Here is a 19,296-nt window from a genome sequence, read left to right on the forward strand (position 1 = left end):
TGTCACTTTTCCAGCAGGCTGTTAGGAATGGCTTCGAGCTCGAAGGCGTCGCCGTTGACTTGTTTCACGCGCCGCAGTTCGGCTTTGGCGCCGTTGCCGTCGTCGTTCTTCCATATGGCCACGACCGTGCAGGGCTTGATGACGAGATCGCCGAACGCGTCGAGCTTCGTCATGTTGCCCCCATTGAGCGTTTCGAAAACCCTGGCGAATTTCTGCGGGTTGCCGCGCACGTCGGGGTCCAGACGAATCAGGCGCGCCCACGTGCCGCTGTTGAAATACAGGCCCGCGCCCCTCCTGCGTTTCAGCGCACGCGCCAGATGCGTATGGCCGGCGACGGTGATGTCTATCTCCGGCCCGATCTCCTTGTCGAGTTGCACGGCGGTGTCGTCTCGATCCGTGATGTCGAAACTGCGATCCGCGTCGAGCTTCTCGAGCGCCTCGCGCAACACTTCGCTCGTGGGCGCATCGTGCGACCATTTGATCAATGCGCCGGCCATGTCGAGGCGTTTGCCCTGCACTTGCGCCACGAACGCGATCGGGTCGACGCCCTGACGCACCAGCGCATCGGCCATCGCAAGCATGGCGCGGCCGTCGCGCGCCTCACGTGCGCCGGGCCGCTCCGGCGAATCGAGCAGACCGCCGGGCATGGGTGCGGGCTGCACGGGCTCTCCTGCCGCAATGTGCTCCGCGCCAAGCATGCCGCCCGGCTTGTACACCCCGGCCCAGGCGCGCGCGAGACCCACGCTCGCGAGTTTCATGGCGCTGCCGAAGTCGCGCATCGTCTCGGGCCCGCACGCGGCGAGCGTCGGCACGACGCCCTCCACTTCCGGCTTGAGCAGGTCGACGAACGGATACTGCCGCTTGATCGGATTCATCACGTCGATGACCATGCGCGAGCCGGCATTGGGAATCCACGGCTCGACAGGGCGATTGAACTGCCTGTCCCGGCCGATCTGACGAATCTTCTCGAAGTCGGCTGGATTCCAGCGGTCCACTTCGTTGCCGTGCACGCACAGCACGGTCTGGCCGCCGACATTGCAATGCACGCCCGTTCCGTCGAGCACGAGATGCAGGCGCGCATGCGCTCCTCCGGGAGACAAGGTATCGCCCGTCAGGATCTGCACGAGCCGCTCGCGCACCCAGGGCAACGCAAGTTCGAGGTCGTGATTGCCCAGATTCACGATCAGGCGGCGTCCGTCCTGATTGAGAAACACCGTCAAGGCTTCGAACACCGGCTTGAACGTGGGATCCTGCAGGGCGATGCGTTCCAGTTTTCCAACCGCACCGTCCGAATCGAAATACCGGGCCTCGTCTTCCGCCAGAAAATCAATGAAATCGCCGTTGATGACGAGTGCGATCTCCTGTCCGGGATCGCGCCTGGTGAGATCATCGATCAACCACACCAGTTCGGTCGTGGAGCCGAAGATCTGGAATCCCACCGAGCCGCCGAGATGCAGATCGGAGATGATGTAAAGCTGATCGACGCTGTGAACCGGATTCAAATCGACCTCCCGTTGTCGAGGTCCAGCAACGCGAGGCGCGGGATGTGTGCCGCGTTGTAAGCGCGCCGTCGCGCGCCTCTTTGGTAAGAAGAAGATAGACGACGCGAATCAAGCCCTGCAACGCGATGTGCGCTCCAATGTGTGGCGGCGCACATATAAAACCGGCTCCAGTCGAGTACCACACATGCGAGGATGCTTCGTAGGCGCCCTTATCAGCATGAGCATCGTGTCGTCGCACGGTGTGCTGTTCAATGGATCAGCAGATGCATAAATCACCGTCCCGGCGACGGGCGCAACGGTGTGTCACCACGCAGTCGAGCAAGCGTCGAACTTGATATTCCCACGCGGCGCACTATAACCATTGAGCAATCCGAAGAAGGAATCCGGAGCGCGCCGGATACGAAAGGCGCAAGCACTCGAAGCGCTCCCCGGTTGCCGCGCGACAAAGCGCGGATTTCCGCAACGACTCAAGCCGTGGTTTCGCGCCACGCATGCTGGTGCATGACAGACACGCCGCCCGCACACCCATCACTCAACGGAGCAGTACCATGTCAGCAACCGCCGCGAGTGCCAGGGAATATCTTCTCAGCACCGAATTGCCCGAACCGGGCGAGTTGGGTGTCCCGGCGGCAGGTCCGGGATTGCTGGAGGGCGAAGAAAATCCGCTCGACCAGTCACGCACGCAAGCCATCGTTGTCGGCTCGAATGTGCTCGCAACCGAGACCGGCATGCCCGTCGCATCGCGGGAGGTCATCGCCAATTCGCTGTTGCTCGCGCAACTGGTCGTGAAGAAAAAGCAGATCGATGCGAGCGATGCCCAGGCCTATCACAGCGCCTACGGCGAGGTGCTGCGCAGTCTCGGCTGGATTCTGACCGAGGAGGAAAATACCAGGATCGAACGGCAGGGCATACAGTTCGAGGTTCATGAAGCGATCCTCGCAGTCGCGCAGATCGCTCTGGGCGGCGCGCCGGGCGCGCTAAAGATCGTGCAGATGATTCTCTCGCAGCTGGCCGCCACGGAGCCGCATCCGTGGATCACCATCTTCAATCGCGAGACCAAGGCGTCGAAGACGTCGAATTTCCAGCTCTCCTATACGCAGCAGCAAGGCGATCAAATTGCGGCCACGCTGATGTCCTTTTCGCTCGAGGCGAACGCCGCGATCACGCAAGTGCTCGTGTTCCGCGGCGGCGATGAATCGGTGAGCTTCTCCAGCTCGCGCTCGGGCGCCCAGATCAACATGGCCGTCGTGGACTTCATCAAGGACGACTTGCGCACCCGCCTGCAGAAATACGTCCAGAACTACATCAGCACGCTGCCCGATCTCGACTAGACGTGCGCAACGACGACCCGCTACGCGCCGCCGGCACGACCGGCAGCGGCGTCGCACTGCGCCTCCACCACGCATCCTTCACCGTCGAGCTCAGGGCACCATTGGCGCGACCCGCGTGTCGGCATCGCAATGCACGGCGTATAGCAGGCCGAGCGGATTGTTGTGCTCGTTCAGAAACTTGCATCGCAGGTCCAGGAACGTCCTTCCGAGCGCATTGCCCTGGAGGAACCGGGTGAAGAACGCGCCCGCCCACTCCGCCGCAAAAAGCGCCGGCATGCGACATTCGGTGCCAATCACGCCGCGCGCGCCCTTGCTCATAAAATAAGGCGCGAAGCCGTCGTAGAACGCCGGTGACATCTCCGCCGACTCGCAGGCGTTGATGAACACGAGCGGACTGCCCGCAAGCTGCACCTCCGTGCCCGCATCGAGCGTGATGTCGGTCAGTGTGCGCGCCGCGTCCGTCAGTGCGATGCTCGACGCGTAAGGGCCGCCCCGCTCCGCCAGCCCCCTCGACTCGGCGTGGCAATAGAAGTAGATGATGTGCTGCGGCGTTTCGCCGTCGTTCAGCGCCTGCATCAATTCGGTCCAGGTGGAACGGGCGCTCACCTTCACGCGCGCCGGCGGCAGGCCGCTCCAGTATTGGCGCTGCGTTACCACGAACGGCATGCCCATCTGGGCGTCGATGGTGTCGTTGAAGTTCACGCCCACGTTCAGGCAAGGCTGATCGCTGCAGATGGTGTTGTCGACCGTGATCATCGGCTCCTGCAGCGGAATTTGCTCGACGATGTGCCGCATGCCAAGGAAGTTGGACCAGTCCAGCGCGATGCCCTGCGCGACGCTGCCAAGGTACAGCATGCCCCACGGCACCGGCATGCTCTCCGCGACAATCTGCAGCTTGAGCGGCCTGTCCCGATCGCCGCCGAGCTTGCGCAACAAAGCGGCGATGGCTTTGGAATCGGGGCCGGCCGCGGGCCCTTCGAAGAGCTTTTTCAGCAAGCTCGCGCCGGCGCGCGCCATGACGCCGAGCGCGATATCGAGTTGATCCCTGGGAATGTCGACGCCGGACTGAAAGCTATAGCGCCCGTTCGCATCCTGCTGCAGGACGACCGTCATGAGCGCCTCGCGCGCGACCTTGATCGCGTCGTCGATGAACGCTGCGGTGATCGGCAGGCGTGCGCGCATCGCCACCGGCCCGCACACGACGCAGTCATAGCCGCCCGACGAGGGCGAGATCAGGAACATGAGATCGCGCGGCTGCAGTGCGGCGCTGGCCGTGAGCCGTCGCCCGCGCGAGCTGACCGCCGACGCCACACGCGTCTGCCCGACGACGATGGTCAGGTCGATCTGCTGCACGAAATTGCCGTCCTTCGAGATGATCGCGGTGAGGCGGCATGGGCCGTCGTGAAACGGCGATAGATCGAAGCGCGCCTTGGTGCGCGATGGTCCGGTTTTTGTCACGCGCATCACGGCCGTGTTGCCTGACACGTCGAAATCGGTGCTCTCGAGTTGCACCGTCAGCGCGATCTGCTCGACGCCGGCCGGAAACAGCGTTTCAGTGGGCACCGCCAGTTGTGCCGACGCGAGCTCGCCGGACTGCTCCACATCGACGTTGAACGCGAGCGTGTACCAATTGCCTTTGTACAGGGGTTCGGTGGGTCCGAGTTCCTCGAAACTGGCGTTGATATAGCGAGGATCGCTCGCAGGCGCCCGGGCTGCGTCCGACTCGGCGGACGCAGCGGGGGCCGCTCCTCCTGGCGAAGCGGCCCCCGCCGATCTTGGAGGCGGGGCGCTTTGCGGCAAGCCGGCGCCGCCAAGCAAACCAGAGTCAGGCGCCGCGGGCTGGTATGACTGGAACGGGTCGGTCATCACGCCGCCGAGCCCGGGGGCGCCCTTGGGGTCGGCCGGCGGCGTGATCGTGCCGAGGAAGGCGCCGGGCCCGCCGGCGGGCATCACTAGCGTCGCGGCCTCGGCGCTGGCCAGCACGGCTTCCCAGAAAAGATGCGCGACTTCCGGATGAGCGATGTCACTATGCGCGCCGGACGCGCCGTCGCCATTGCAGATGATGCGGCTCGCCTCGATGTTGTGAATCGTTCCGCACTGGAACCGATAGGAATCCGAGACCGCCTGGATCACGGAATCGAGCGCGCCGTCGTCGCCGCGAATGCCGAACGCGCCGATGCCGCCGTATTCGGGATAGGAATCGCCGAGCACGAATTGTCCCTTCAGCCGCGCGCCGAGCGGATAAAGCCTTCCAACGGCGGTGTCGAATCTGGAGCGCGTCGTGACGATCGGCCCGCGCACGAGACCACGCTCCACGATGCGCCGGAAGTACCCAGCCGTGCCTGGCGCATACGGTATGTCGGCGGCATAGGCCCAGAGCGACAACGCACCCTGCACGAGAAAGAGCGTATCGACCGGGCGCCTGAGGACCGGCGCGCCGCCGCCGCCGGAGCCCGCAACCATCGCGGACACCACGATGCTGCCGAAGCTATGCCCCATCAAATGAAAGCGCGCGCGCGGCGCGGCGTCCTGAAGCGATATCAGCATGCTGTGAGCGCCGGACTCGCCGAACGAGCGCGCGCGGTCCTTCATCTTCCAGAAGGACAGCTGACGCAAGGGCGAAAGAACGATGTCGCGCAGCCCGAGCAACCCAGCAACAGGCCCGTCGCCGCTGCTCAGGGTGCCAGCCTGTTGCGCGATCACGCCGGCGTCGAAGTTGTCGTGATCGGCGCCCGGCCGCCCGCCGAGGTTGCCCGAATGTAATCCCGAAGCGCCATAGAGCCGCTCATACGCAGCCTCGATAGCAGACGGCAGCGCATCCTTCGGGGCGCCCTGCGGCATGCTCTTCGCGTAGTCGAGAATGGTCCGCACCGACTGCGTCACCTGCATCGCCCGCTCTGGCGGCAGCCCCTGCGAGAGCTGCCGCACGATGACGCCCTCATCCTCGTTCCTGGTCGGCGCGGCTCCCGGGCCGAGCAGCGCCTGCGCGTCCTGCGCCTTCTCGTCTTCCATGCCCCAAGGCAGACTCGGCCAGTGCAGCCCGATGATGACCGGCGTGAATCCGGCGCGGCGCGCCTTCACCTTCTCGATGTCGCCCCGAACCTCGGCCATCGCGCCGATCCATCGGTCGTACTGCTGGATGGCTCCAGGAATGTCGCCCTTCCAGCCGTGACTGGTGATGAACACGTCGGTCACGGGCCGCGCGGGATCCGCCACACGCTGACGGATGATTTCGCTCATCTGGCTGCCGTCCGTTTCGGCGCGCTCTCTGCCGTCTTCGTCGACCAGCACGAGGTAGTACTGCAGGCCGTTGATGGAACGCACGGGCATATCGGTCTCCTTTGACTTGCTCACCCGCGCGCACGGATGCCGCACGCCGGGCTGTCTCGACGACTCGGTAGAAGGGGAAAATGGCCGCAAACGGCAGGCGGCAAACGGCAGGCGGCGCCCGCGGCGCAGGCACGGCGAGCGGCGCGGCGCTCAGGGCAGACCGCTTTCGAACAGGACCGCTTCGAGTTCGCGCCGGCGCACGAGACCCGCCATGTTGGGCTGATCGGCCCACAGGCGTTTCATGCTGCGCAACTGGACGGGCACATCCGCGAGGTTATTGTTGGCGACGTCCAGCTTGATCGCGCGCATCTCCTGATAGCGGTCGCCGTCGAGCGAAAACGATGCGCCGCGGTTATAGACCAGCGACACCAGCGCGCCCAGGCAGTCGGGCGAAAGTTCGGATGAACCGGGAAGCGCCGCGGCGACCTTCGCGGTGGTGCGGGGCAGCGTGACGTCGCGAAATACCGTATGGGCCGCGGCGAAGCTGACGTCGACGTCGCTCACGCTGGGCAGCGCCTGCTGGGCCTTCGTGCCGGTCAATCCGCATACGCCCTTCATCTTCGCGATGGCGCCCGCATCGAGCAAGGCTTGCCAGTTCGATTCGAATTCCGCGGCGGTGACGTAGCCCGCGTCGAAACCAATGGCGATAGTCGCGCCCGAATTTCCACCCGGCCACACCGGATGGCGATAGCGCTTCTCGTACACGGCCTCGCTCGTCACTTCGAAAGCGATGATCAGATCGACCGCGCGGTCCGAGATCGGCGGCAACGGTCCGAGCAGCATGTTTCCGGTGTCTGGATGTGCTGCGTCGAAATCCCGGCGTTCGTCGTCGAGCGATCCCCCCGCGCGCTCGCCGAGTTCCTCAACCGTTTCGCCCAAAAGGCGCTCGAATGAATCCATGCCCGTCTCCTCATCGGATCATTTGATTCGGCTTCCTGGTTAGAACGTCGAAGTAGAGAACTATCGTGCCGGTATTTTGATGGCCTGGGCCTTCTCTCTCCTGTCGACTTCGACGGCGCATCGCACGACATGCATCTTGATTCCACAGTGACCGGAATAATACGTATCACTGATCATAGGCCAAAAAAGCCCGCTGACAACCTGCCGCGGCAGGGTTGCGCCGGCAGCGCGCGAGTCTGTCTTTTGCTGCATGGTAATTGGCCGATAAGCGCGGCTTTCAAATCGCGCAGGCGCAGCTTGGAACGCGGATACCAACGAGCGCATAAGAGGATGACTTCACGGTCGAAATGACGACCGTTAAACAACCAGTCGCTGTCGGTCAGCTTACTCATTGCAGGCTCGCGCGCTTCAAAACTCAAGCGTAACCGCTAGGCGCATCCGATTTGCACCAGAATTTGTCGTGGCCACGTTCGGAGGCACCTATTCGAATACACGTTTCGACAATTTCGATGGCGGTCGATGTTCGAACGGCTCCCCACCTTTTTCACGCTCTCCTTTAAGTCAGGCTGAACGCTGCGGAGGCATCGTGAAGAAGGCATGCATCGCATGCCAGATACGATGCCGGTTGATGCCCAGCACCGCAATGTGAGCCACTCCCTTGATCTCGCAAAATTGCTTGTCCTTGTTCGGCAACTGCGAAAAGAAATCGAGCAGTTCCGCATCGGTCGCATTGCCGTCGTGCTCGGCTCTCGTCATGCAAACGGGACACTGCAGCTGTTTCGGGTCGACCATCGGCATATGAATTGCCATATCGATGTAGGTGCCGTTCGGCGTCCGGTTGGTGAGCTTGAGTTCATAGTCGCCCAATGCCTTCGGTACTTTTGGATCGACTGTCGACGGGTCGTCGCGGGCGAAGATGGCATCGAAGCTCGCCTGCGAGGTTGGACGGGAGTTGCTGGCCTCCAGGGCCGCGATGTTCGCGCGCCGCCTCATGATTTCCGGTGCGCCCTCGCCCGTATAGGTGATCGCATCCAGGACCATGCGCTCCACGCGGTCCGGCTCTTCCATCGCAAAGACACCCAGCCGGAGGGCGCCGGACGACTGGCCATAGAACATGAACGTTTTTTGGCCAGTCACCCTTTCGACAACCGGCATCGCGGCTTTCAGGTCCTCGACACCGGAGCGGACATCGGAGTTTGAATCCGTCTGCGACGAGCGTCCGTAGTTTTCATGGTCCATGGTCCAGACGTCAAAGCCGTAGCGAGCAAACTCGTCCATGAACGAGTAGTTCTCCGTACCCGGCACTTGCAGGTCGAAGCCTCCACGGCCCGAAAATGACGAACCGTGCACAAGGAATAACACCGGCTTGCGGCCGGAACTTGCGTTGCGGTCGTCCGCGAGTCGCTTGCGATAGAGATACAGTTTCACCGCGCCTTTCTGCGCCCAGTGATCTTCGGCAATGATCTGCGGCGCCGCCGCATTGGCAGAGAGCGGCACTGCCGTGGCCATCAGTGTTAGCGCCGCGCCTTGCAGCAAACGGCGTCGCTGGACCATCTGCGTGTCTTTCGTGTTGCTCATTGTTTTTTTCCGATTATGAGAATTAAGACGTTAACAATCCTTGTGCCCATTCCGCCGAGCCCGGGCAACACTCCCCTTTGTCTCGACTCCATGGCGTGTGCCGTGGTACGGAATGAGTCAATTAGCGGGTGAGACGAGGTCGAATCCGTTCGCCTTCAAAGACGTTTGCACTGCTGGTCCGGTGAGATAGGAAAGCAGTTTTTGCGCTGCGTCCGGATGCTCGCTCTTTGTACCTATGCCCGCTGTGTAGGTCGTTACGAGTTGCAAATCTTCCGGGATCGGCCCGACGAGGCTGACACCCTGCACGGGCTTGATTTCGCTGGTCTGTCCTAAACCGAGCGACACTTCGCCTCGTGCCATCGCTTCCATGGCGGCTTGTCCTTCCGGATAATATTTGACCTTGGGACCCACCGTGCCACCAATCCCGAGACGGTCAATCAACCGGGCCAGATAGATGCCGGAGGTGGCACCGGTGGCGGGGTCGGCCATCCCGATCGAAGGGGCATCGAGCAGGACTTTCGTGAACGCCCGGTCGTCAGCGATCGCGGGCAAGGCGGCACCCGCTTTGACTGCGACTGCGAGCCGCACGCGCGCGACATCGACCTGTGAACCCTTCCTGACAAGATGGCGCTCGGTCAGTTTGGCAAGGGGCTCAGGCGGGACGATGACGAGGTCAAAAGCCTGCCCCGATATTGCCCGGTCACGCACCTGTCCCGCGGTGCCGTAGATGACGCGCACGCGATCGCCTGTTGCAGCCAGATATTGTTCGGGCAGGTTCTCCAGTGCGCCTTTCATCGCAGCCGCTGAGAGAACGACCAGATCCGCCGCGTGAGCGGACTGCATCGTGACCAATACGATCGCAAGCAGAAGTCCTGCTTTCGTCTTCATAAGAAAGTGCTCCGGTGAGCATCGTTGAGTACGGCATTGTCAGGTTGTCGAGCGCCATACGCTCGAACACACACTCTATCGGGATAGCTGATTTTAGGCGGCGAGTCGCCTCAGCATCGGAGTGCCCGATTCTGCTATGCGTCGGTGCGGCAACGGCACTCATGACAATGACCGCCACAATCGTGGCGGCCATGTGTCTTTGAGGCCACGCCCCACGCTACGACGTCAGAACCTGTGGCGCATCCCGACCCGGGCGACGACCTGATGGTTGTTCGACGAATCGCCGAGGGCGCCGATATCCGCCACCGCCGCCGCGCCCGTCGAACTGGTGCCGCTTGCCGTCTGGTAAGTGCCTTCCATGTAGACGTCCGTGCGCTTCGACAGAAGGTAGTCCAACACCAGCGAGAACTGATTGTACTTCTGGTCGCCGATGTCCCCGCGCACTGCGTTGCCCTTCGTGTAGTTGTACTCACCCGCCAGAAGCAGCGCCGGCGTGAACCGATAGGACGCGTTCAATTCGAAGTCGTTGAAGGTCGCCGTCGCGCCGCCGAACGCACCGATATTCTGGTATTTCGTGTTCGAATACACCGCGCCGATCAGCGCCGGTCCGATCTGATAGTTGCCAGCCACAGCGATGATCTGCAACGAATTCGCGGGTTTCGCCCCGAGATAACCGGAATTCAGCGAGTTGAAAGTCGTCGCGTTCACGTTGCCGTTCAAAATGGCGCCCGGTGCAGACGGGTTCTTGAAGTACTCGTACGCCACGCCGAGGCCAAAGCCTTCGTGGTTATAGTTCGCGCCCAATGCATAGCCGCTCGACTGCGAGATTTCACCTGCAATGCCGCCCACCGTGACCATGCCGCCGAACTGCAGGCCACGGAAGTTGGGACTCGCGTATTTGATGGTGTTGTTCGCGCGGACGGAGTGATTGACGTCGTCGATGTCGCCCGGATGCTCGGTGCTCGAACCGCCATACGAGAGCGCAAAGCCGTAGCTGCCGATGTAATCGTTGACACTGTCGTACTGCCGCCCCAACGTGACCGTGCCATAGCTCGCGCTGGAGATGCCCACGAACGCCTGGCGGCCGAAAGCCGTGTTGCCCTGGCCAAACGCGCCGGTGCTGACGTTGATACCGGATTCCAGTGTGAAGATCGCCTTCAGCCCGCCGCCCAGATCCTCGGAACCTCTAAAGCCCCACCGGCTGCCTTGCAAGCCCGAGTTGGAATCTACCTGAAACTGACGGCCGCCAACATTCTTTCCGTTGACTACGTTCTTGGCGTTGGTGTTGATCATCAACCCTTCATCAAGAAGCCCGTACAGCGTGACACTGCTCTGTGCGTTCGCGTGCGTCGCACAAACAGCCAGTATCGGCAATGCCAGTAATGATTTTTTCACTATCGCCTCCATTCTCTTTTGCATGCGGTTGTCAATTTACTTATTGAATATGTTGTACTAATTAATATATTGAGTTAGGTATGGTTCTGAATCTGTCCTCCGCCTCAACTGCCGGTTAAAACGATCTCCGTTGAAGCGGCGCGCCGTAGTGAACGGCGCGCCGCTACCGTGCGCCTGGAACGCTCACGCGCGGCACACTAAACGTCGAAGCCACTAGATGCGCGCAGCGTGCGGGTCTCGCTGCCGGTGAGGAACTGGACGAAGGCGCGTGCCAGTTCCGGGTTCGCGGCCTTGCTGCTGACGGCTGCCGAATAGACCGTCGACAGCTCGAATTCCTTGGGCAACAGCCCGACCAGCGAAACGCCTTGGGTATACAGGATCTCGGTCACTTGAGTACAGCCGATCAGTCCCGGCTCGCCGCTTTGCGCCAGGTTCGCCATGGCCACCGCGCCGCTCGGAAAAGGCCGGAAGAACGGCTCGACGTTGTCGTAGATACCCATCTTCCGCAACACAGCAACGAAATGAATGCCGGCGGTGGCGCGTAACGGGTCCGGAAAATAGACCCCCTTCGAGTGTTTCAAGCTGGCGCTCAATTCCTCACTGTCGGCGATGGCCGGAAGCGGTTCGCCGGTGCGCACTGCGATGCCAGTTTCGACACGTCCCAGCTCGGCGCGCGAAGCGAATTCCACGCGTCGCTCCAGGTCCAGCTCCGCGATCATTTTCCCGGTCAGGATGATGACGTCGCAAGGCTCGTCAGCATCCAGCTTTTCGCGGATCGAGTGGACCGCGCCGAAGGTGCCGTTGAGACTGGCACCCGTGCTCGAGCGGAATTCTTCCGCAAGTGCCTGAACAATACCTTTGGCCGCGCCGGCGCTCAAAATATTCAATTCCATAGTTACAGTGACTCCCGTCTGATTGGATTAATGGTCGAATGCCGCGATGATTCGCTCGGCACTCAAGGGCAGGCTGGTTACTCTTACGCCGAGTGCATCGCGTACCGCGTTACCGATGGCCGCTGCGGTCGGACCCAACGATGCCTCGCCCGCCCCACAAGCAGGTGCGTTCGACGGCACGATATCGACCTCGACCGCGGGAACTTCAGTGAACCGCAAAATCGGATAGGTTTCCCAACTATCGCTGGTGACGCGTTGCCGGTCGAATCGCACTTCTTCTTTCAAGGTCCAGCTCACAGCCTGTAGTGCACCGCCCTCGATCTGGTTGGCGACGCCATCAGGGTTGATGACGGTGCCCACGTCTACGGCAATGTTCAGTCTGGTGACCACGATCTGCACGCCTGCCTCGATGCGTGCCACCACGGCGCAGTACGCGCCGGAATTTTTATACCGCGCCACGGCAATGCCATAGCCGATGCCTTCCTGCTTATCCCTTTCGTGCCAGCCGGCACGCAGCGCCGCGCGCTGCAGCACGGCTCGGGCGCGGGCGTCCGACAAATGCCGCAGGCGCCATTCGAGCGGTTCGCTGGCGCTCGCTTCGGCCAGCTCGTCGACAAACGACTCAAGCGCGAACACGTTGGCAAATGCCCCTAACGAACGCAACGACGAGGTTCGCAGCGGCATGCTCAGCACCCGGTGATTCACGATGTTCCACGCGGGAAAATCGTAGAACGGCACCGCATTACGCTCGGCACCCCCACCCGCGGCCAGCGGGGGATTGACTGCCCCGGGCGCTTCGAACGGCGTCTGGAGATGCCAGGCGCCCAGCAACGCGGGGGTGCTGCCGCGACCCGGCCGCGTGCCATGGCCGTTGCTCCAGACGCTATGACGCCAGCCCACCACGCGGTCGCCCTCATCGAGATCCGCCTCGAGTTCGATCACCATGGCTGGGCCGTACGGCGCCCACGCCAGCTCGTCCGCCCGGCTCCACTGGACTCGGACGGGCTGGCCGCCCGCGGCGCGCGCCAGCCACGCGGCATCGTAGGCAACGTCGTCGGCCGCGTTGTGCCCGTAACAGCCGGCGCCTTCCGCGTGCTGCACCACCACGGCCGATACCGCCAAGCCGAAGCTCAACGCCAGGTCGGCGCGCAGATTGAAGATGCCCTGACTATGACTCCACACTTCCAGGCGTTCGTCGTCGAATCGAGCTAATGCGCACGAGGGGCCGATCGAAGCATGCGCCAGGAACGGCTTGTCGCAGGTCATCTTCAAGGTGCGTGCCACGTCGGGGGCGGCGCTTTGCCGGTTGGCCACCACGGTGGTTTCCACTGGTTGCTGCTGCAACCAGACGCTCAACTTCTGTTGTTCCGGAAGGGGCTCGCTGTGCTGCCAGCGGGCGTGCCGGCGCAGCTTGTCAATGGCTTCGATGGCGGCGCGTTGCGACGTGGCCAGCACGCCCACCAGCGAGCCGTCGCGTATTACCTGCACCACGCCGGACACCGCGCGTGCTGCGTCATCGTCGAGCGCGAGCAGGGTGGTCGCGCGCGAGCCCGGACGCAGCATGCGTCCATGCAACATGCCCGGCAGCTCGATATCCTGGATGAAACGCGGAACCGCCAGGAATTTATCCGCGAGATCGTCGCGCGCCACCGGCGCGCCCACGATGGTGTAGGCGGCGGCCGCTTTCACGGCAATCGTGCAATCGATATCAACGTCGAATTGAACATCGCCGGCGATGTCCCAGTAACTCGCGAGAACGCCGTGAGGCGCCGTGATTTCACCGCGCTTTACCGTTAATTGATGCACCCGTTCCGTCGACATTTGCAGCAAACGCGCAGCACGTTCGAGCAGCAAGGCGCGGGCATGCGCGCAGGCGTGTCGCAACGCGGTGCCGGAGTGTTGTATCGAAAGACTACCGGAGGTGACAGCCTCGTCGGGACTCGCCGCCGTGTTGGCCGGCCGCATGCGAATCTGATCGATGCCGACATCCAGTTCTTCGGCAACGATCTGCGCGAGCGCCGTGACGATGCCCTGGCCGAACTCGACCTTGCCCGAAAACACTTCGACGTATCCCTCGCTGGAGAATCGCAGCCACGCGCCAAGGCAAGGATTGGCGCGCAGACTCTGCGGCCGCTCGCTGATCCGTACGCCTGTCGCTTCGGTGGAGACGGCGGTGAGAGCGTTCACAACGACGACGCGGCACGCAGCACGGCGCGCACGATGCGATTGTGGCTGCCGCACCGGCACAGATTGCGGTCCAGGGCCTCTCGAACCTGGACGTCTGTCGGGTGCGGACAGCGTTCGAGCAGGGCCGCCGCTGCGATCAGCATGCCCGAGCTGCAGTAGCCGCATTGCGCGGCTTGCTCGGCGATGAACGCCCGCTGCAAGCGATGCGGCGCCGCCGGGTTGCCCAAACCTTCGACGGTGGTCACATGCTTGCCCGCCAGCGCCCAAAGCGGTGTGTCGCATGACGCCACCGCAAAACCGTCGACCAGGACGAAACACGCGCCACACTGGTTTTCCCCACAGCCGAAGCGCGTGCCTTTGAGCTTCAGTTCATCGCGAAGCACGTCGAGCAGACGGGTGTCGCCGTCCAGATCGAAGCCATGCCCGGTCCCATTGACCGTAACCGGAATGCGCGTAGTCGCGGCCATGGTCACTGGTCGACCTTCGCACCCGAAACCTTGACTACCTGCGCCCATTTTTTTATGTCGTCATTCATGAATTGCGTGAACTGAGCCGGATTCATCGACATCGTGTCGGCGCCCTGTTTCTGCCAGGACGCCTTGATTTGCGGAGTGGCGACGATCCGGGTCAGCGCGGCATTGAGCTTGTCGACCGCCGCGGGCGGCGTGCCTTTGGGCGCCACCAGGCCGAGCCAGATCACGGCGTTGTACTTAGGCACCCCGGACTGATCGACGGTTGGCAGATTCGGCAGCAGGTCCGAACGCACCGTGCCGGTGGTGGCCAGCGCCTTGGCCTTGCCGCTGCTGATAAAGCCCGCCATGGTGGTGGTGGCATCGAACATCATGTCGACCTGGCCGCCGATTACGTCGGTACGTGCATTCGAGCTGCCCTTGTAAGGCACATGCAGGATCGAGACGCCGGCCATCTGTTTGAACAGCTCGCCGGCCATGTGATAAGGCGTGCCGTAACCGGACGAGGCATACGACAGTTTTCCTGGTTCGCTCCTCGCCAGCTTGATCAGGTCGGCGACGCTATTGACCCCCAGACCCGGCCGTGTCACCAGCACCAGGTCGGAAGAATTGATCGGTGCCACCGGCACGAAATCGCTCATCAACTTGAATGGCTTGTTCGTGTAGAGCGTTTCGTTGACGGTGTGCGTGTTGGAGATCAACAGCAGCGTATAGCCATCGGGCTTCGACTGCGCCACATACTCAGTCCCGATGATGGCACCCGCGCCAGGCCGGTCGTCGACGATGAACGACTGCTTCAATTGAGCGCTGAGTTGTTGCGCGACGATGCGTGCGTATACGTCGGCGGACCCGCCCGCCGCGAATGGCACGATGATGGTGACCGGACGGCTCGGATAGTCGTCGGCCGCAAAGCTCGCGATCGATGTCGACGCCAGTGCGCAAAGCGTCAAGGCCTGGCCCATACGCCGGCGAAAGGAGCGAGTGCTCCAACGATTGTTCATGACGTGCCTCCTGATATTTTTTGTCCGCGTCGCCACTGCGTGCCGCAGTAACGAGACGCCCGCCCGGCGTGGTGCGCGCGAGCGCCGTGATCATTGAAAAAGATGCCGCGCGCTATTTATCCAATGGTATTGACGAGGGAGCCGAGGTGATCGATCTCGAGCTTCATGACATCGCCCTTCCTGAGGAACCTGGGGGGCTTGAAGCCGATGCCGACGCCAGCGGGGGTGCCGGTGGCGATGACATCGCCGGGCAGCAAAGTCATGCCGGCCGAAAGGGTTTCGATGATAGTTGGGATATCGAAGATGAGGTCTTTGGTGTTGGCGTTCTGACGCAGTTCGTCGTTGATCCAGCAACGCACGTTCAGGTTGGCGCTGTCGATGCCCTCGGCGGAAACCAGGTAGGGGCCCATCGGACAGAAGGTATCCAATGACTTGCCGATGAACCATTGACGATGCTTTTGCTGGAGGTCGCGCGCTGTGACGTCGTTGACGATGGTGTAGCCCCACACGTACTGAAGGGCATTGGCCCTGGAAATGCCTATGCCCGGCTTGCCGATGACGACAGCGAGTTCGACCTCATAGTCGAGTTGGGACGTGAGGTGCTCGAAGGCTTTGACGGTGGCGCGATGCGCGACCACGGTAGAAGCGGGCTTGGTGAAGACGACGGGCGCGGGCGGAGCGAACTCGCCTTGCTGGGCGGAGGTGTCAAACCCGGACTGGCTGAACTCCCTCGCATGTTCGTGATAGTTCTTGCCGACGCAGAAGATGTTACGGCGCACCTCGAGCGGGGCGAGCAACTCGTGGGTACCGACGGCTTGCCAGCGATCAGTGCGTTGCACGGCGGCGGCGAACTGCTGGTCCGGCAACGAAACCTGGGCAATGAGATCGATCATGTCACCGTCAAAGCCGGGCAGAAGGTGACGAACCTCGACGAAGCGTTGCAGGTCGTCGGCGATGACGACCGGGGCGTGACGCCGGTCGATAAGCAGGGAGGCAAAGCGCATCAAATCTCCTATTGGTTACGTTTGGGTTGAATATATTCCAAACGCAACCATTCTACAAGCCCCACCTGCTTCGTAAACTGGCCTTCTTCTGCGTTTTTATGAAAAACAAACGACATGAATCAAGAAATATTAAAACCAATTGCAACCAATATATCGCGACTCACGCCGAAGTGTTGTCGGTGACGGTGGCTCGTTTCGTCGCGTGCAATGAGCGGCGTTGGGCAGCGCGTTTCCTTATGCCGCGCACCCAAAAATACAGTTGCACCAGGATGAGCAGAGCACTGCACGCGATGAAAAAGGCGCTGATCGGGTGATCGATGAAGACCGCCAGGTCTCCGCGCGAGAGCAGCATCGCGCGCCGGAAATACTCTTCCACCATAGGTCCGAGCACATAACCGAGCAGGATCGGCGCGACCTGAAAATCAAGCGCGGCAAAGATGGCGCCGACTACGCCGAACACCAGCACTTCGCCAACCTCGAACAGACTGTTGTTGGTGCTGTAAACGCCCACCGCAATGAAAAACAGTGCCGACGGATACAGATAGCGATAAGGCACCCGCAGCAGCTTCACCCAGACACCGATCAGCGGCACGTTCAGAACCACCAGCAGAACATTGCCGATCCAGAAGCTGGCGATGAGCCCCCAGAACAGGTCGGCGTGCTCGGTGATCAGTTGCGGACCTGGCTGGATACCCTGGATCAACAGCGCGCCGAGGATCAGCGCCATCACGGCGTCGCCCGGAATGCCCAGACTCATGGTTGGAATGAAGTCCACCTGAGTCTTGGAATGCGACGCGGCCTCCGGCGCAGCGACGCCCTCGAGAGCGCCGCAGCCGAACCGTTCGGGTGATTTGGAGAGCTTTTTCTCAGCCGCGTAAGCGAGGAACGTGGTGATGGTAGGACCGGTGCCCGGCATCGCGCCGAACAACGTGCCGATGAACGTGCCACGCACCATCGGCAAGAACGCTTGCCTGAGTTCGGCCATGCTGGGTCGCATGTCGCGCAAGCGTACCTTCGTGCCACTGCCCACCGACTCCATGCGATTGACGTTGCGCAAAAATTCCGCCACACCGAACAGGCCGAGCGCCAGCGCCACCAGTTCGACCTTGTCGGAAAGCTGTGGCAGACCGAAGGTCAGGCGCATCACGCCGCTGTTGACATCTGTGCCGGCAATGCCGATCAGCAGCCCTACGGCCGTCATCGCCACTCCCTTGAGCGCCGAGCCCCGGGACATGGTGCCACCGGCCAGCAAGCCCAGTAGCATGATCGAAAACAGTTCGGTCGGCCCAAACTTGAAGGCCACGCTGACCAGTAGCGGCGAGGCGAAAACCATCACGACGATGCCGAACGACGCCGCGAAGAACGAAGCTAGCATGGCGATGCCCAGCGCCGTGCCGCCTTTGTTCTGCCTGGTCATGGGATAACCGTCCAGGCAGGTCACGGCGTGCGGCGGATGACACGGCAGGTTGAGCAGGATCGCACCGATCGCGCCGCCGTATTGAGAACCATAGAAGATGCCCGCCAACATCAGGATTGCGGGAATCGGATGCATCGTGTAGGTCAGCGGCAGCAACATGGAAATGGCCGACAACGCGCCCATGCCCGGCAGTACACCGATCAGGTTGCCGATCAACACGCCGACGAACGACCACATCAGGTTGTGGGGCTGAAGCGCGACGCCGAAACCCTGCATCAAGTCCAACAGAGATTGACCCATCGTGATTCAACCCCAGGACAGCAACGGAAACTGCAGTTTCAACGCCCACCAGAATACGACGGTGCAGATCGCACACATCGCGCCGGCGAGAATGAGCGCGCTCATCCAGGTGTTGTCCCGGTCGCCGAGTGCTGAAATGAACACGATCGCGAAGGTGGCGGGTAACAGGCCGCCGTATCGGCCCAGCACAACGAAGGCGGCGATGCCTATCACGATGCAGCACCAGGCGCGCCATTCGGGCGGGAGCGCTGGTTCCGCAGTGGCATGGGCGTCTGGGGCTTTGGCAGAAAATGCGATCGCGAGGCCGCACAAAACGAGAACGGTCCCCACTGCTACAGGGAAGAATCCCGAGCCCATGTGACTCAGGCTGCCCACGTTATAGCCACGCCCCGCATAGATCGCGCCGAGACCGAGCACGAGCATCAGGGCGCCCGCATAGAGATCTTTGTTATAGCGATGCAGAAAGCCGAATGCATGCGCCGTCTTGGTATTCACGTTACTTGTCTCCTGTAATTTGCCTTCGCGCCGGTTCTTTCCGGAGCGTGCGTACTGATAAAACGCTGTCTTTTTCGGCGTAGCGATTCACCCTCGTTTTTTTAGGGTTGCCACGACCTGGTTTGTCCGGTTGCCCTGCTTAACGGGTTCAATGGCGCTTTCCCGCTGCTTCCCTGACGAGTCAAAAACGTCCTTTGTGCGACGGTATCGACAGGAGACTCGGGCATCCGCTGCCTGGTCATGACATCGCGTGTCTTGAGGAATGACGGGACCTGAGGTGAGGCGGTAGGCGGGGAACCTCGATGGCGCTGTGGAGCGGCGACAGCGACAACGACTTGACGGTGGTCGATGAGCAGGGAAACAACGCGCACGAGATTTCCTATTGGTTCAATTTGGTTTATTATCAACCCAAACGGAGCCATACTAGCAATCGATTGTTTTCCCGTCAATCCAGGCAGTGCTCATGGCGGCGGCCATGCTCACGCTGGCGCTGTTGTCGGCACGTCTTCGTTTGTGCTGACCGCATTCCATTGCGAACGGCGATACTGGGGTGGGGAAAACCGGGGACATCTGGCGACGCGCACGAGTGAAACCAATTTGCACCA

General features: G+C 61.9%; 14 protein-coding genes and 1 pseudogene. 1 reads left to right on the top strand and 14 read right to left on the bottom strand.

Going from position 1 to position 19,296, the window contains the following annotated elements; translation table 11 throughout:
* Nucleotides 1-2: 2 nt before the first annotated feature.
* Entirely contained in the window at nucleotides 3-1,502 is a 1,500-nt protein-coding gene (locus PQR53_RS00365) for a metallophosphoesterase (RefSeq protein ID WP_408450469.1), read from the bottom strand.
* Nucleotides 1,503-2,050: 548 nt separating this feature from the next.
* Between PQR53_RS00365 and PQR53_RS00370 the strand changes: the two genes are divergently transcribed.
* Entirely contained in the window at nucleotides 2,051-2,833 is a 783-nt protein-coding gene (locus PQR53_RS00370; RefSeq protein WP_408450471.1) for a hypothetical protein, read from the top strand.
* Between the two features lie 90 nt (nucleotides 2,834-2,923).
* Here the strand turns inward: PQR53_RS00370 and PQR53_RS00375 are convergent, their stop codons facing one another.
* The 13 genes and pseudogenes from PQR53_RS00375 to PQR53_RS00435 all read right to left on the bottom strand — a co-directional run bounded on the left by PQR53_RS00375 (nucleotide 2,924) and on the right by PQR53_RS00435 (nucleotide 18,619).
* A complete protein-coding gene (locus PQR53_RS00375) occupies nucleotides 2,924-6,163 on the bottom strand; it encodes a CHAT domain-containing protein (protein ID WP_408450473.1) in 3,240 nt (1,079 codons plus the stop codon).
* 150 nt (nucleotides 6,164-6,313) lie between these two features.
* Nucleotides 6,314-7,063, bottom strand: a complete 750-nt coding sequence (locus PQR53_RS00380) for a hypothetical protein (protein WP_408450475.1) — start codon at nucleotides 7,061-7,063, stop codon at nucleotides 6,314-6,316.
* Nucleotides 7,064-7,341: 278 nt separating this feature from the next.
* Nucleotides 7,342-7,455 (bottom strand): annotated as a pseudogene (locus tag PQR53_RS38940) (IS6 family transposase); the annotation flags it as partial.
* Between the two features lie 169 nt (nucleotides 7,456-7,624).
* On the bottom strand, nucleotides 7,625-8,572 hold the full coding sequence (locus PQR53_RS00390) for an alpha/beta hydrolase (protein WP_408450479.1): 948 nt from the start codon (nucleotides 8,570-8,572) through the stop codon (nucleotides 7,625-7,627).
* Nucleotides 8,573-8,758: 186 nt separating this feature from the next.
* On the bottom strand, nucleotides 8,759-9,529 hold the full coding sequence (locus PQR53_RS00395) for a molybdate ABC transporter substrate-binding protein (protein ID WP_408450481.1): 771 nt from the start codon (nucleotides 9,527-9,529) through the stop codon (nucleotides 8,759-8,761).
* Nucleotides 9,530-9,754: 225 nt separating this feature from the next.
* Nucleotides 9,755-10,924 (bottom strand): porin, encoded by a 1,170-nt coding sequence (locus PQR53_RS00400; protein ID WP_408450483.1) that lies wholly within the window; start codon nucleotides 10,922-10,924, stop codon nucleotides 9,755-9,757.
* A gap of 197 nt (nucleotides 10,925-11,121) precedes the next feature.
* Nucleotides 11,122-11,802 carry a molybdate ABC transporter substrate-binding protein gene (locus PQR53_RS00405; RefSeq protein WP_408450485.1) on the bottom strand — a complete coding sequence of 227 codons (681 nt, stop codon included), beginning with the start codon at nucleotides 11,800-11,802 and terminating at the stop codon, nucleotides 11,122-11,124.
* A gap of 42 nt (nucleotides 11,803-11,844) precedes the next feature.
* On the bottom strand, nucleotides 11,845-14,004 hold the full coding sequence (locus PQR53_RS00410; RefSeq protein WP_408450487.1) for a xanthine dehydrogenase family protein molybdopterin-binding subunit: 2,160 nt from the start codon (nucleotides 14,002-14,004) through the stop codon (nucleotides 11,845-11,847).
* Entirely contained in the window at nucleotides 14,001-14,471 is a 471-nt protein-coding gene (locus tag PQR53_RS00415; protein WP_408450489.1) for a (2Fe-2S)-binding protein, read from the bottom strand. The genes PQR53_RS00410 and PQR53_RS00415 overlap by 4 nt, the downstream gene beginning before the upstream one ends.
* Nucleotides 14,472-14,473: 2 nt before the next feature.
* Complete coding sequence (locus PQR53_RS00420) at nucleotides 14,474-15,475, bottom strand: tripartite tricarboxylate transporter substrate binding protein (RefSeq protein WP_408450491.1); 1,002 nt, start codon at nucleotides 15,473-15,475, stop codon at nucleotides 14,474-14,476.
* A 116-nt stretch (nucleotides 15,476-15,591) separates the two neighbouring features.
* On the bottom strand, nucleotides 15,592-16,479 hold the full coding sequence (locus tag PQR53_RS00425) for a fumarylacetoacetate hydrolase family protein (RefSeq protein WP_408450493.1): 888 nt from the start codon (nucleotides 16,477-16,479) through the stop codon (nucleotides 15,592-15,594).
* 160 nt (nucleotides 16,480-16,639) lie between these two features.
* Nucleotides 16,640-18,196 (bottom strand): tripartite tricarboxylate transporter permease, encoded by a 1,557-nt coding sequence (locus tag PQR53_RS00430; protein ID WP_408450495.1) that lies wholly within the window; start codon nucleotides 18,194-18,196, stop codon nucleotides 16,640-16,642.
* Between the two features lie 6 nt (nucleotides 18,197-18,202).
* Nucleotides 18,203-18,619, bottom strand: coding sequence for a tripartite tricarboxylate transporter TctB family protein (locus PQR53_RS00435; protein WP_408451138.1), 417 nt, complete (start codon nucleotides 18,617-18,619; stop codon nucleotides 18,203-18,205).
* Between the last annotated feature and the right edge of the window lie 677 nt (nucleotides 18,620-19,296).

Origin of the sequence: Paraburkholderia fungorum, assembly GCF_046027605.1 — a bacterium.
In the GTDB taxonomy this organism is placed as follows: domain Bacteria; phylum Pseudomonadota; class Gammaproteobacteria; order Burkholderiales; family Burkholderiaceae; genus Paraburkholderia; species Paraburkholderia fungorum_F.